Origin of the sequence: Nereida ignava, assembly GCF_047114695.1 — a bacterium.
GTDB classification, from domain to species: Bacteria; Pseudomonadota; Alphaproteobacteria; order Rhodobacterales; family Rhodobacteraceae; genus Nereida; species Nereida ignava.
This window is the reverse complement of the sequence record NZ_CP112885.1, coordinates 422,236-435,572: the sequence shown is the minus strand read 5'-3', so window position 1 is coordinate 435,572 and position 13,337 is coordinate 422,236. Positions and strand designations below refer to the sequence as shown.

The following is a 13,337-nucleotide window of genomic DNA, read 5'->3' as shown; positions in this document are numbered from 1 at the left end:
TCTTGTCTGGCTGACGGGCCTATCTGATCAGACCAGTCCCAATGGCATCTAGTTCGCGTTCGATGCCGGTGTCGTTTTGCGTGCGGTTTGCTTTTAGCGCGTCGAATTTGATCCGCAGCGCTTCTTTTTCGGCGCCTTTACAATCATTCCAAGGACGCCCTTGCAGTGCCATGACCAGAACGTAGTATCCGATGAAATGGGGTTTGTTGCCCGCGGCCAATAACATGGCGTAGGCCGCGTCGGGCCCTAGGCTGCGCAGTATTTGCGCATCAGCGATACCTGCCGCGATAAGCTGTTCTTCAAAGGCGGGGCCGATATTTTTGATTGTTTGCAAATCAGACATATCAAAATGTTAGCCTGATATTGTGCTTTGGATAAGATGCCTTGGGCCGTTTTGTTCAAATGCCCGCGAAATCTTTAAAGAAACTTGGAGTGGTAGGGTGTGCCGAATTAACGGCCCCAAGTTCTCACGATGCCGCAATCCATATGCACGAAGTTTGATTTGGTGTAGCGGCCAACACCACCGCCGCCACAAGCCTGCGCTGCGCGGGCCATTTGGCTTACAGAACGGCCACTGACCCTAAGATCAGCTGCTTGGCCTTTCATATGTAGCGACTTTTTAGCTACGCCACCGGTCCGTGACCGAAGCATCGAATTTGTTTGCGGCGTCCGGTAGCCAGACAGCAGCAAATAGGGTTCGGGCGTATCCATCAAATTATGCGCCGCCGCCATCACATCAATCGTGCGTGTGTCCATTTTGATTGCTTTGTCCTGACGCCAGTCGCGCATGAACCAGTTAATTTCTTTTAGGCTGTCGCGCAGGTATTCGCCCTCAACCCAATATATCATCTCAATGCTCTCGCCGGTCCGTCCAGAGTAAGCTTTGAGTTTGCGAATGTCGCCAGCGCCACGCAGAAAACCAGCGGCGTTTGAATACGTTGGGGCGGCTGTGATCGCGCTTGCGGCAAACGCCGTCAAAAGCCCACGCCGTGTGATGCAAGTGGAAGATACCGTGCTCATCGTGCCTCGTCGTCCTGCTTTTTGCGTAAAGCCCTCAGAAAGGCTTGCCGCTATTACATCTCCCCAGATGTGCGCATGTTATTGCACAAGGGGAATCAGCAACCAAGGATAGATTTGTCAGACCCACGATTTACCGCGAATTTCGGCATATTTTTGCGTATCAGGGCCTTCGTCAATCGTTACGGTCGTGCAGCGCACAGATGCGGGCGCTGAAATCTGGCTGCTATGCCACAAATGCCTTCTAGAACGAATAGATGAGGAATTTGTGAATAGACACTCAAAGCGGCATCGTGGATCATCCATCTTGCGGGTGTGCTGCGCGTATCTGCCAAGTAGTAAACACAGTTAAATGTGTGGGGGACAAAAGACATGTTGCGTAAACAAGCTATTTCCGGACGCCAATTCAACAACCATCTGAATGCGCGCGCTGAGGGTCGTGTCAGCGCCGAAACGGTGGATCGTGGTTTGGTTGTCTGGCGCAATGCGCTGGCGGTTCTGTGGTTGGGTCTTGTTGTTTTGATGTTGGCTGTGGCGTCGCCGTCTTTGGCCCAAGATGCGCAATTAAAACAAGCAATCGCGACGGCAGCAGCCAAAGATCGCGACATTGCTGCCTATTACAAAGCAACGGGTTATGAAGCCATATGGGTCGGGTCGGGCAGCAAAGATCGCGCGAGGCGCCGTGCATTGGTAGCGGCGTTTGCGGGTGCAGCAGATCATGGATTGCCCTCAGCCAAATACGATGATGCTAAACTACGAAAATTGATTGGCGCAGCGGAAGGTGCCACAGCACGCGGAAAGCTGGAAGTTGAGTTGTCTCGTCAGTTTCTTTCCTATGCGCGCGATATTCAGACCGGCATTTTAACGCCGTCACGGGTGGACGAGGAAATTGTACGCAAAGTCCCGTACCGCAACCGTTTGGCGACCCTTGATGCGTTCGCAAATTCAAATCCCGTTGGCTTCATGAAAAGCTTGCCGCCTAAGAACCCCGAATATACGCGCTTGATGAAAGCCAAGCTGGATATGGAACGTCAAATCGCAAAAGGCGGTTGGGGCCCGACGGTATCTGGTAAATCGCTTAAGCCAGGTCAAAGCGGTAAAGGTGTGGTTGAGTTGCGCGACCGTCTGGTGGCGATGGGCTACATGCGCCGTAGTGCGTCAGCAACATATGACGCGGATCTGCAAAAAGCGGTGCAGCAATTTCAGCTTGGCAACGGTCTGCCCGCGGACGGTGTTGCTGGAGCGGTGACGCTGAAGGAAATCAACGTGCCGATGGAGCGGCGTCTGCGCAACGTGATCGTTGCAATGGAGCGCGAGCGTTGGATGAACCGTCCACGCGGAAAACGTCATATCGATGTCAATTTAGCAGATTTTACCGCCAAAATTATGGATGGTAGCACTGTGACGTTCCAAACCCGCAGTGTGGTGGGCAAGAACGTCTCGGACCAGCGCAGCCCAGAGTTTTCGGACGTGATGGAATTTATGGTCATCAATCCAAGCTGGTATGTGCCGCGCTCGATCGCCACGAAGGAATACCTGCCGCTTTTGAAGGAAAACCGCAACGCGGTGAGCCAACTTGAAATCACTGATAGTTCGGGTCGCAAGATTAACCGTGGCGCGGTCGATTTTAGTCAGTTTGATGAACAGACCTTTCCATTTAACATGCGCCAGCCCCCGTCAAAGGGGAATGCCCTGGGGTTGGTTAAGTTTATGTTTCCCAACCGCTACAACATCTATCTTCACGACACGCCCGCCAAAAGCTTGTTCAGTCGCAATGTTCGTGCATTCAGTCACGGCTGCATCCGTTTGAACGACCCGTTTGATTTTGCTTACGCGCTTTTGGCAAAGCAAGAGAGTAACCCAAAGGCGTTCTTCCAGTCATTGCTGGCGACGGGTGAGGAAGCGACCGTGAACCTAAAACAGCCTGTGCCCGTGCATATCATGTACCGCACAGCGATCGCCTCACCTGATGGGCTACTTCAATTCCGACGCGACGTTTACGGCCGCGATGCACGGATTTGGCGTGCCTTGGCGCGGGAAGGGGTGGCCCTGCGCAGCGTCAGCGGCTAAGTCTTGCGCCGACACCCGCATGCGTAAAGGGGCGTGGACATGACAACCTATACATTGGCTGAAATCGCACAGGCTTTGGGCGCTGAGGCGCTTGGGGATGAGACACTTGTCCTGCGCGGACTGTCCGAGCCTCAAGATGCAGCGCATAATCAACTTGCATTGGCTTTTTCAGAATCTGCTGCGGCAGGTTTAAGCGCTGCGGCAGAGGCTGCTTTGCTCTGGTCTGATGCGGATTGGAAGGCGCTTGGTCTGAAAGGTGCTATCTGTGTGCCGCGACCACGGTTTAGCCTTGGGCCGCTTTCCAAGATGTTCGATGAAGGGCCCAAGATTGGTTCAGGCGTTCACCCTTCGGCTGTCATCGATCCGTCCGCCGTAATCGGGAAAGGCGCGTCTGTCGGGCCGTTTGTTGTGATCGGTGCTGATGTGGTTGTTGGCGATAATGCGCAAATCGGGGCACACACGACCATTGGATACGGTACAAAAATTGGCGCACGGGCGTTGATCCACGCAGGCGTTAACATAGGGCATAACGTTACCATTGGGGATGACTTTACGTGCCAGTCTGGGACTGTGATCGGTTCGGACGGATTTAGCTTTGTAACGCCAGACAAGGCCCCGACCGAGCAAATTCGTGAAACTTTGGGTGAACGCGGCGAGACAGCGGGCCAACATTGGACCCGCATACATTCTTTGGGCAGCGTGACGATTGGCGATCAAGTAGATATCGGTGCGAACACCTGTATTGATCGTGGCACAATCCGTGACACGAAAATTGGTAATCGGACGAAAATCGATAATTTTGTCCAACTGGCACATAACGCCGTGGTGGGTGAGGACTGCTTACTTTGCGGTGCGTCCGGCGTGGCGGGCAGCAGTACGCTTGGCGACCGTGTTGTGTTGGCGGGGCAGTCTGGCGTGGTTGATAATGTCACTGTCGGCGATGACGTTATTCTTAGCGGAAGTGGCAAAATCAGGACCAACCAACCAGCGGGTAGGGTTCTAATGGGGGATCCCGCAATTCCTATGAAGTCGGGGATTGATCAGTACAAGGCGCTTCGCCGTCTGCCGCGTCTTGCCAAAGATGTTGCAGCCCTGAAAAAAGCACCTACTTCTGATAGCGACAACAGCTAAACGTCAGAGATCATACAGGACCCAAAGTCACATGAGCATTGCATCGCAAGTTATTGATATCATAGCAGAGCAAGCCATGCTTGATCCTGCTGAAATTACGCTTGAAAGCAACTTGGCTGAGTTGGGTGTGGACAGCATGGGCGTGGTCGAGTGTATCTTTGCGATCGAAGAAACCTTCGATATTTCCGTGCCCTTCAATGCCAATGAGCCGTCTCAAAGCGACTTTGATATCTCGACCGTTGGGTCCATCACAAAAGCGATCGAAAAGCTTGTGAACGAGGCGGCCTAATGACCCGCGTCGTCATTACGGGGGCTGGCACAATCAATGCGCTTGGCCGTGATGTTGCTTCTACGCAAGCCGCTATGGCGGAAGGTGTCTGTGGTATTTCCGCGCTGAATATGCGCGACGTTGAGCGGCTTTCCGTCACCATTGGGGGGCAAATTCACAGCTATAACGAAGCGGATCACTTTAACCGCCAGCAGATCGCTCTTTATGACCGGTTCACGCAATTTACCCTACTTGCAGCGCGCGAGGCGATTGCCCAATCGGGGTTGGTCTTTACTGGCGAGCTAGCGGATCGGGCAGGCGTTATCCTAGGCACTTCTGGGGGCGGGTTGACCACCCAAGACGAAAATTATCGTACCGTCTATGAGGACGGCAAGAACCGCGTTCATCCTTTTATCGTCCCGAAACTAATGAATAATGCGGCAACGGCTCATGTCAGCATGGAACATAATTTGCGTGGCCCGTCCTTTACGGTTGCCACAGCTTGTGCGTCATCAAATCACGCGATGGGGCAGGCATTTGCCATGATCCGCGGCGGGAGCGCGAAGGCTATGATTACAGGTGGATCAGAAGCCATGCTCTGTTTTGGTGGCATCAAAGCCTGGGAAGGGCTGCGGGTTATGTCGAAAGATGGCTGCCGCCCGTTTTGTGCAACCCGTAACGGGATGGTGCAGGGCGAGGGTGCTGGCGTGTTTGTATTCGAAGAGTTTGAGCATGCCAAAGCACGCGGCGCGGGAATTCTTGCTGAGGTGATTGGTTTTTCGATGAGTTCTGACGCCTCTGATATCGTTATGCCGTCCAAAGCCGGAGCCGCGCGTTCCATCGCGGGTGCTTTGCGGGATGCACAAATTGACCGATCTGAAGTTGGCTATATCAACGCCCACGGCACGGGAACCGCGGCCAATGACAAGACAGAATGCGCTGCCGTTGCCGAAGTGTTTGGGCCCCACGCTGACCAGCTTATGATGAGTTCGACCAAGTCCATGCATGGTCACTTAATCGGCGGGACCGGGGCAGTAGAGCTTCTGGCCTGTCTGATGGCCCTTAGAGAAGGGGTTATTGCCCCGACGATCAATTACCAAGAGACAGATCCAGAGTGCGCCTTTGATGTCGTGCCGAATGTAGCGCGTGATGCGAAGGTTGACGTGGCGCTGTCGAATGCATTTGCATTTGGTGGTTTAAACGCGGTTATCGCGTTGCGACGTGCACCCTAGAAATAGGCCGCTAAGCTTAATAAGTCGAGCGACCTTTTTTGTCTTTAATCAGACGGATTTACTGGGCCGATAGTTCCTGAAGACGCGCAAAACCTGCGGTGAAACCGCTTAGAGATACATCCAGTTCAACTTTTTGATCTGGTGCAACCGCTGGTACAATTGTCAGCTTTGCCACGTTTCCGCGTTTGAAATTGGCCACATCAGCATCAGCAAACCCGAGACGGGCCAAGCACCCCACTTGGCTGCAAAACGCAAACGGGTATTTGCGGGCAGGTCCGCCATCAATCGCCATTGTCAGCCGCTCGGTCAGCAATGTTTCAAGGGGGACAACAACATTGGCGCCCGCCGCTGCAGCACTTCCTGCGGGCAGGGCGAGCATGTTAATTTCAGCGACCGAATTGCCTTCTTGATCTTTCAGCAGCTGGTACAATTGGCACGGATCCGGCTGCCCTGCTCCTTCGGGGCGCTTAACACAGCGAATTTCCCACGCGCCCGCTTCTTCGAGAACATAAGTCTGGCCCGGCTGTGGTCCGCTGGGCGCTTCTTCTTCGCCCAGTTGCAACGGGATGCCTGCATCGCCATCGGTGCTCACAGTTCCCGCAGGGGCGGTCTGATCCGTGTCTGATGTTTTGCTTTGCGCCCAAGCTGGTGCGGCACAAACTGCGAGAATTGCACAGAATTTGAAGAGGTTGGTCATGGCTTTTCCCGTATTTTTTACAGCTGCTAGCGGCTTATCATGCCTGATTTGGTGTGTCATTGCGCAAAGCGGAATTTTGCTGGCTTCGGCCGCATTTATTTAATTATTTAGTATGGGATAATCTAAGGCTAATTTTGCCTCAATAGTTATGCCAAGAAAACAGGGGCTGCTAAAACCAGCAACCCCTGTTTTGTTTTTCCCTGTCAGACTAGCCGACTTATAAGTCGAAGCTAGGAAAAGCCGACGCGTTCGTCAACATTTAATACTGAAAAGGTTGGTGGGTTTTCTCAAAGCAAAGTAATTGAGCATGATCAGGATGCAGTGCACAAAAAAGGACCGCGACTAAACATGCGCCGCGGCCAGTCCTTCAGGGAGGAATGCACCGCTGAGAACCGACTACGCTGCATAGGATTAATGTGACATACAATCGTTAACGCTATATTTTTGAATTAAGGCAATTTTGTTTACGAGTTAGGTAGGGGTCACGAACATTGGCGCAAAAAACATTGATAGTTGGCGGCGGTGGGCCGGACTATGCACAGCAGCAACACCTGAAGCTTGAGTACGCAAACCGTCACGGGTTGATCGCAGGGGCCACGGGAACGGGCAAAACCGTGACCCTTCAAATTTTGGCAGAAGGTTTTAGCCGTGCAGGTGTCCCTGTCTTTATGTCTGATGTGAAAGGAGATTTGTCCGGCTTGGCCAAGGCCGGTGATGCCGGTCACAAGTTGCATGAAGCCTTTCAAAAACGCGTGGATACTATTGGGCTTGATGACTTTTCCTATGAAGCTTTCCCTGTGTGTTTTTGGGACCTTTACGGCAAGCAAGGTCATCCTGTGCGAACAACGGTTGCTGAAATGGGTCCGCTATTGTTGTCGCGTATGCTCGAGCTGTCAGAGGCGCAGGAAGGCGTTCTAAACATCGCGTTTCGGGTCGCAGATGAGCAAGGATTGGCCCTGCTGGACCTCAAAGATCTTCAAGCACTTTTGGTTTGGGTGGGGCAAAACGGCAAAGAACTCGGGCTGCGATATGGGCATGTGAGCAGCCAGTCCGTTGGCGCGATCCAACGGCGGTTGCTGGTGCTTGAAAACCAAGGTGCAGCGCATCTTTTTGGTGAACCGGCACTCGCACTTGGCGATTTGATGGCCGTTGATGTCACCCCCAATGGTCCTCGTGGGCGTGTTAACATTTTAGCTTCTGATAAGCTGATGAACGCGCCAAAGCTTTATGCGACTTTTTTGTTGTGGCTCCTGTCTGAGCTGTTCGAAGAGCTGCCCGAGGTGGGTAATCCGGACAAACCGAAACTGGTCTTTTTCTTTGATGAGGCGCATTTGTTGTTTGACGATGCACCCAAAGTGTTGGTCGACAAAGTCGAGCAGGTCGCCCGTTTGATCAGGTCCAAAGGCGTTGGTGTGTACTTCATCACGCAAAACCCCGCAGATGTGCCAGAAGACATTTTGGGTCAGCTTGGCAACCGTGTTCAGCACGCTTTGCGCGCGTTTACGGCACGGGATAAAAAGGCCCTTAGATTGGCCGCCGAGACATACCGCGAAAATCCTGCGTTTGATATTGAACAAGCCATTACCGAAGTCGGTGTCGGTGAAGCGGTCACGTCTTTCCTAGAGGACAAAGGGGTTCCGGGAGTGGCCGAACGGACGTTGATCCGACCACCGTCCTCACAACTTGGTCCGATCTCGGTCAGCGAGCGGGCGACATGTATCGCGAACTCAGCGATTGCAGGTAAATACGAGACACTTATTGACCGGCAGTCGGCTTTTGAAACGCTTACCAAGCGTGCAGAACGTGCGGCAGATGCTGCCCTTGCCGCTGAGCAGAAAGAGGAAGAACTGCAAGTGGCAGAGCGCGAGTACCTGTCGAACAGGCGGTACAGTGGTACAAAAGTTGGCCGTTCAACAGCGCGTGCACCGCGGCGCAGCAGTACCTCACTTGGTGCTGAGATCGGCAAGGTCGTTCTGAAAGAGCTGAAAGGCACAACTGGGCGGCGTATTGTACGCGGTATTTTGGGTGGGTTATTTCGGGGGCGTTAAATCGCCCCCTTATTTTGGTTTCTCTGCGTTCAGCCGATTTTGCGTACCTTCAACTCTGCCAAACGGTTTGCTTCGCGGCTCGCGACTTCAAACCGGAAACCGTGGAATGAGAATACTTGTCCTTCGGCAGGGATCGTTTGCGCTTCGTGAATGACAAGGCCCGCAAGGGTGACGGCTTCGTCATCTGGCAACGACCAATCAAGTGCGCGGTTTACATCGCGGATCGTCATTGCACCATCTAGTGTGTACGTACCATCGATGTCAGCGATAAACTCTGGCTCTTTTGCCTCGTCAAATTCGTCTGCGATTTCTCCCACGATTTCTTCAAGAATATCCTCAAGTGTGATCAAGCCCTGCAGGGCGCCGTACTCATCAACCACCAGCGCAAAGTGCGTGTGGCGACGCAAAAACTCACGCATTTGATCATCAAGCGTCGTGGTTTCAGGCACAAAATAGGGGGCCATCGCCACATCGCCCACTTGAAACCGGGACAGACCCGCAGGATCTGCGTCTGGGCCACGCACCAATTTATCAATAGCGCGCAGCAGGTCCTTTGCGTGCACGACGCCGATAATGTTCTCAGGCTCGTCGCGGTAAACGGGCAAGCGGGTGTGGCTTGAAGCAAGACATTGCGACAATACAGTTTCGGGATCATCGTCGGCATTGATCATTTCAATGCCCGAGCGGTGAAGCATGATTTCCTCTACCGTCCTGTCACTCAGATCAAGTGCGCCTAAGATGCGGTCGCGGTCTTCTTTTTCCACAACCCCTTCTGAGTGTCCAAGATTAAGCGCACCGGCAATCTCTTCGCGCACGGCCAAAATATGGTCATCGGGATCGGTCTGAACACCAAAAATGCTTAGCACGGCACGGACCAACACCCTTACGGTGGCCACAATTGGCGAGAACACTTTGACGACAACTGAAATGGGGCCTGAAACTGCGGCGGCGGCGGTCTCGGCATTTGTGATGGCGTATGTTTTGGGCAGCACCTCTGCAAAGATCAGAACAAGCAGCGTCATAATAAGGGTGGCAAGTGCAACACCGCTTTCGCCAAACACGCGGGTCAGCAAGGCTGTCGCCAGCGAGGTTGCCAGAATGTTGACGAGGTTGTTGCCCAGAAGGACCGAACCGATCAGCCGTTCGTTGTCTTCGGTGATGGCCAGCGCGCGCTCGGCCCCTTGGCTGCCTTTGTCGGCCTGTGCTCGGAGTTTGCCGCGTGAGGCAGCTGTTAGTGCAGTTTCCGAGCCTGAAAAGAAGCCCGACAGTACAAGCAGAATTACAATTCCGCCCGACGTAACCCAAAAGGCTGTGTCCACTGGTTTTAAGTCCTTAAATAACCCTGTATTAGCTATGAAGGGTGTTTGCCGTGAAAATCAAGGGCTTGGCAGGCGTTTTGCCTTTAGTTGTTGCGATCTGGAGTGGTGGACAAGGGATGACGTTCAAGCACAAGCGCCTTGAGACGTTCATCCAAAACATGTGTGTAAATCTCGGTTGTGGCGACATCAGCATGCCCAAGAAGCACCTGAATTGACCGTAGATCAGCGCCGTTCTCAAGAAGGTGCGTGGCAAAAGCATGGCGCATTGCGTGCGGTGTTACTTTTGCGGGATCAACTTCAGCTTTGAGAGATAAGTCTTTGATAAAAATGTAAAACCCATGGCGTGTTAGATGCCCGTCTTTTGAGGGCGATGGAAAAAGATACTTTGAGCTTGGCAGCCCTTTGGCTCTGCTTAGGGTATCTTTGGTGTCCCATGCAGTAAGCCACGCCGCAAGGGCGTCACGCGCGGGGGCAGATAGTGGAACCATCCGTTCTTTACCGCCTTTGCCACGAACCAGCAGCATCCGCGGATCACCGCGTGCAGCACTTACGGGGAGGCTGACAAGTTCGGTCACACGCATTCCCGTGGCGTACAGAAGCTCCATCAGGCAGGCGTTTCGCAATCGGTCATTTTCAGTCCTGCCGATCGTACGTGCAGTCTGAAGCAGCCGTTCAACTTCATCGGTGGATAGCGTTTTTGGCAGTGCTTTGCTGCGGCCGGGGCCTTTTATCTGAATGGCGGGGTTATCTGCTCGCAACCCTTCTTCAAACATAAACCGAAAGAGTTGTTTCATCGCCGATAATCGCCGCGCGCGGGTAGATTTTGCAAAACCTTGGGCGTCGCAATGTACTAGATAATCCTCCACGTGCTGGCGTGTGGCAGATGCAAAGTTTTCATCGTTGTGGTTCAAATAGCCACTCACATCCGTCAGATCGCGGGCATAGGCCAGCTGCGTATTCGTGGCGGCGTCCAACTCAGCGGCTTGTGCCTCTAGAAACGCTTTAATCAGATGGGCGTCAGAATGAACCGCAGTCATGTGCGTAGCCTATCGATCAAAAGGAGGTTCAGGGCCAATTGGCGGGCAGTGCTTTCCAGACCCGTTTGGCGCAGAAGTGTGATGACTTGTGCGATGTCACGCAAGTCGCCCGTCGCCGCCTGTTCTGCGGTGACAATTGCGCGGACAAGTGTCTCACCCAATTTCCCTTGGCGGAGCAACTCTGCATTTTGTGGGGGCAGGATGTTTGTCGCAAATCCGTCCACAATGATCCGTTCAATCAAGCTGCCCGCAAGGGATGCAATTGGGGTCCCTACGGCGACCGACTGCGCGAAAGCTAGGTCAGTGTTGGCGGTGTCCTCGGCTGACACGCTTTCATAAAGGGGCGATACCAACATAATTTCAGCGCGCGTAATTTGTGCCGGACCGGTCAGCGGCAAGTCTTTTAGAGGCTCACTGTAGAGGTCGGCCATCACTGTTTGCACACCTGCCTTTCGCGCCTCGACCCAAGCTGTAGGGAGTGCACGGCTGATGGCCGAGGGATTTCTAGCGGTCACGGAGATATCAAGGCGTTGCCATGCTTCGGCCAATTCCCAAACGCCCCCTGATGCGGACGGAATGTTGGCTGCCATCACATCCAGCAGTCGGTTTGATGACAAACTTCCAGCACGGGCAAGGCGGATGGCTGCGTCAATTTGCGTTTTCCAACCGTTGTCTGGCGTCAGCGCTGTGGTGGCATAAGCGAGGGGAAGCGTGGTGGTTGGCAGTGGTGTTCCAATCGCGCGGCGCAAAGTGAATTGCAGCGGTGTAATTGCGCGTCGTGGTGCCAGATTAACACTTTCTTCTGCAAGTTCTGGATCAAGAAACTGTGCCAAAAGAGCTGCTTTATCCGCTGAAATTTTCCCCAAGGCTTCGCCTGTTTTGAGCGTCAAAGCTGCGGCGTTCCAGTCCCCTGTGCGTGACAGGCAAAAGATACGAGTTGGCAGTGCCGCACGTAGGGCTGCGTTTGCCATAAGCGCTGTGCATGCGGCATCTTCCGTACCAGTCAGCAGTGATAGATCAAACCAACGTGCAAACAGTTGCGGGGTCATCGCACCTGCCTGATCGAGCAGTGCAAGACTTGTCTCTACGTCCCCCATTGCCAACAAAGCGTCCACGCGTGCGACCAAGATATCAGCCTCTGGGTCGCGTGTAATTGGCGTGTCTGCCTCCGCAATCAGCAGTCGGCGTAAAAGCTGCTGCATCGCAGGAATTGTCGGTGCGCCGATCGCTCTAAGCAAAGGGGAAAGAGTTTCAGGATCGCTCGCTGTCCAAAGGGTATGGGGCAGGCCAGTAGCACTTGGCGGGCTGAGACCAACAGCACGTGTTTTGGGCGCGCCAAGTGGCTCGACGGCGACTTGCGGTATTGTGATCTGTTCGGGCAAATTGCCGCCAGGGCGAAGGGTCAAACTACGTACAGTTGCATCAAGGTCGATCGGTGGTAGCGTACCGGCTGGAGGCACCGTTTGTGGGCCGCGCAGTGTCTCGCTTAGCCAATCAATGGTTGATAGTGGCTCTTCTTGTGCGGACGCCATGCAAGCCCATAGGCAGCACGCAAAACCCGCTAGACCCACGTGCTTGGTTGGCATCATTCAACACTCAAAGTAATAGGTTTTGTGACTGAAGTTTGCGGTGGGGCGAAGGCATCAGGCATCACCATCGGCCCAAGATACGCAAAGGCCACCAGCCCGATGATCGCCAAAACTGCGAGATACCCGATAAATTTAAAAAGTCGTCCTATCATAGCGTCGAACTTTCTTTTCTGCCTCGATTTCCCAGCTTAGCTACAGGTTTCTACACTGTACTCAACCAGATGACGCGGTGCATTGCCGCGACTTTAGCCCATAATTGAGCGAATTATTGCAGTTGTATATGGTCTTTTTGCAAAACTCACGGCATTCACGTGGGGTGAGACGGAAAACGGCGGGCAGGCGCTTATCTGATAGGTAAGTGACAGGCGCGGCAAACGATGTTCGGGGTGACGTACACGATGGCGCAGAGCCTTTTAAAAACGGTTGTGATGGTTGGCATGATGGGAGCCGGCAAGACGGCGATTGGTCGTGCATTGGCCCATGCTCTCGATGTACCGTTTGTTGATAGTGATGCCGAGATTGAAACCGCCGCCCAACGTACCATCGCCGAGATTTTCGAACGGGATGGCGAAGACTTTTTTCGTCAGCGCGAGACCGAGGTAATAGACCGTTTGCTGTCTGGCCCACCGTGTGTTTTGAGTACTGGAGGGGGCGCTTTTCTGGCGCCTACAAATCGTGATCTAATCGCGAGCAAAGGCGTTTCTGTGTGGCTTGACGTGCCGCTTGATGTGCTTTGGGAGCGGGTTCGCCATAAAGATACTCGGCCGCTTTTACGGACTGAAAACCCACGCGCTACCTTGAACGCGCTATTCGATGCGCGGGTGGCTCACTACCGCCGCGCAGACATTCAGGTGGAATGTGGGCAGGGAAGCATTACTGAGACGACCACGGCTGTGCAGCGCGCCTTATTTGCGTTTTTGAAGGACTAA

The 13,337-nt window shown here is 53.6% G+C and carries 13 protein-coding genes; 6 read left to right on the top strand and 7 right to left on the bottom strand.

Going from position 1 to position 13,337, the window contains the following annotated elements; translation table 11 throughout:
- Positions 1–19: 19 nt before the first annotated feature.
- Positions 20–343 (bottom strand): TfoX/Sxy family DNA transformation protein, encoded by a 324-nt coding sequence (locus OLX08_RS02090; protein WP_391482170.1) that lies wholly within the window; start codon positions 341–343, stop codon positions 20–22.
- 107 nt (positions 344–450) lie between these two features.
- Complete coding sequence (locus tag OLX08_RS02085; protein ID WP_048597620.1) at positions 451–1,020, bottom strand: YcbK family protein; 570 nt, start codon at positions 1,018–1,020, stop codon at positions 451–453.
- 519 nt (positions 1,021–1,539) lie between these two features.
- Between OLX08_RS02085 and OLX08_RS02080 the strand changes: the two genes are divergently transcribed.
- The 4 genes from OLX08_RS02080 to OLX08_RS02065 are packed head-to-tail and all read left to right on the top strand — an operon-like array spanning position 1,540 to position 5,718.
- Positions 1,540–3,087: a L,D-transpeptidase family protein gene (locus OLX08_RS02080; RefSeq protein WP_391483160.1), complete on the top strand. Its 1,548-nt coding sequence runs from the start codon at positions 1,540–1,542 to the stop codon at positions 3,085–3,087.
- Between the two features lie 39 nt (positions 3,088–3,126).
- Positions 3,127–4,218 (top strand): UDP-3-O-(3-hydroxymyristoyl)glucosamine N-acyltransferase, encoded by a 1,092-nt coding sequence (gene lpxD, locus OLX08_RS02075; RefSeq protein ID WP_391482168.1) that lies wholly within the window; start codon positions 3,127–3,129, stop codon positions 4,216–4,218.
- Positions 4,219–4,249: 31 nt separating this feature from the next.
- The gene (locus OLX08_RS02070) at positions 4,250–4,507 is read left to right on the top strand and encodes an acyl carrier protein (RefSeq protein WP_391482167.1); all 258 of its coding nucleotides are present in this window, start codon (positions 4,250–4,252) and stop codon (positions 4,505–4,507) included.
- On the top strand, positions 4,507–5,718 hold the full coding sequence (locus tag OLX08_RS02065; protein WP_391482165.1) for a beta-ketoacyl-[acyl-carrier-protein] synthase family protein: 1,212 nt from the start codon (positions 4,507–4,509) through the stop codon (positions 5,716–5,718). Before OLX08_RS02070 ends, OLX08_RS02065 begins: the two co-directional genes overlap by 1 nt.
- A gap of 58 nt (positions 5,719–5,776) precedes the next feature.
- Here OLX08_RS02065 and OLX08_RS02060 read toward each other — a convergent pair whose 3' ends face one another.
- Positions 5,777–6,415, bottom strand: a complete 639-nt coding sequence (locus OLX08_RS02060) for an invasion associated locus B family protein (RefSeq protein WP_391482163.1) — start codon at positions 6,413–6,415, stop codon at positions 5,777–5,779.
- 491 nt (positions 6,416–6,906) lie between these two features.
- Between OLX08_RS02060 and OLX08_RS02055 the strand changes: the two genes are divergently transcribed.
- Positions 6,907–8,463, top strand: a complete 1,557-nt coding sequence (locus OLX08_RS02055) for a helicase HerA-like domain-containing protein (RefSeq protein WP_391482162.1) — start codon at positions 6,907–6,909, stop codon at positions 8,461–8,463.
- A 29-nt stretch (positions 8,464–8,492) separates the two neighbouring features.
- On the opposite strand, the gene OLX08_RS02050 is transcribed toward OLX08_RS02055, so the two are convergent.
- The 4 genes from OLX08_RS02050 to OLX08_RS02035 form a co-directional block, all read right to left on the bottom strand.
- Positions 8,493–9,782 (bottom strand): HlyC/CorC family transporter, encoded by a 1,290-nt coding sequence (locus tag OLX08_RS02050; protein ID WP_391482160.1) that lies wholly within the window; start codon positions 9,780–9,782, stop codon positions 8,493–8,495.
- An 83-nt stretch (positions 9,783–9,865) separates the two neighbouring features.
- Positions 9,866–10,819: a site-specific tyrosine recombinase XerD gene (locus OLX08_RS02045; RefSeq protein ID WP_391482159.1), complete on the bottom strand. Its 954-nt coding sequence runs from the start codon at positions 10,817–10,819 to the stop codon at positions 9,866–9,868.
- Positions 10,816–12,351 (bottom strand): hypothetical protein, encoded by a 1,536-nt coding sequence (locus tag OLX08_RS02040; protein ID WP_391482157.1) that lies wholly within the window; start codon positions 12,349–12,351, stop codon positions 10,816–10,818. Before OLX08_RS02040 ends, OLX08_RS02045 begins: the two co-directional genes overlap by 4 nt.
- Positions 12,352–12,404: 53 nt before the next feature.
- On the bottom strand, positions 12,405–12,560 hold the full coding sequence (locus OLX08_RS02035; RefSeq protein WP_158441639.1) for a hypothetical protein: 156 nt from the start codon (positions 12,558–12,560) through the stop codon (positions 12,405–12,407).
- 246 nt (positions 12,561–12,806) lie between these two features.
- Here OLX08_RS02035 and OLX08_RS02030 point away from each other — a divergent pair, with 246 nt between their 5' ends.
- Complete coding sequence (locus tag OLX08_RS02030) at positions 12,807–13,337, top strand: shikimate kinase (protein ID WP_391482156.1); 531 nt, start codon at positions 12,807–12,809, stop codon at positions 13,335–13,337.

Excerpts from the sequence above, each read along its gene's own strand:
- OLX08_RS02090 (WP_391482170.1), bottom strand. The coding sequence starts at position 343 with ATGTCTGATTTGCAAACAATCAAAAATATCGGCCCCGCCTTTGAAGAA.
- OLX08_RS02085 (WP_048597620.1), bottom strand. The coding sequence starts at position 1,020 with ATGAGCACGGTATCTTCCACTTGCATCACACGGCGTGGGCTTTTGACG.
- OLX08_RS02080 (WP_391483160.1), top strand. The coding sequence starts at position 1,540 with ATGTTGGCTGTGGCGTCGCCGTCTTTGGCCCAAGATGCGCAATTAAAA.
- lpxD (WP_391482168.1), top strand. The coding sequence starts at position 3,127 with ATGACAACCTATACATTGGCTGAAATCGCACAGGCTTTGGGCGCTGAG.
- OLX08_RS02070 (WP_391482167.1), top strand. The coding sequence starts at position 4,250 with ATGAGCATTGCATCGCAAGTTATTGATATCATAGCAGAGCAAGCCATG.
- OLX08_RS02065 (WP_391482165.1), top strand. The coding sequence starts at position 4,507 with ATGACCCGCGTCGTCATTACGGGGGCTGGCACAATCAATGCGCTTGGC.
- OLX08_RS02060 (WP_391482163.1), bottom strand. The coding sequence starts at position 6,415 with ATGACCAACCTCTTCAAATTCTGTGCAATTCTCGCAGTTTGTGCCGCA.
- OLX08_RS02045 (WP_391482159.1), bottom strand. The coding sequence starts at position 10,819 with ATGACTGCGGTTCATTCTGACGCCCATCTGATTAAAGCGTTTCTAGAG.
- OLX08_RS02040 (WP_391482157.1), bottom strand. The coding sequence starts at position 12,351 with ATGGCGTCCGCACAAGAAGAGCCACTATCAACCATTGATTGGCTAAGC.
- OLX08_RS02035 (WP_158441639.1), bottom strand. The coding sequence starts at position 12,560 with ATGATAGGACGACTTTTTAAATTTATCGGGTATCTCGCAGTTTTGGCG.
- OLX08_RS02030 (WP_391482156.1), top strand. The coding sequence starts at position 12,807 with ATGGCGCAGAGCCTTTTAAAAACGGTTGTGATGGTTGGCATGATGGGA.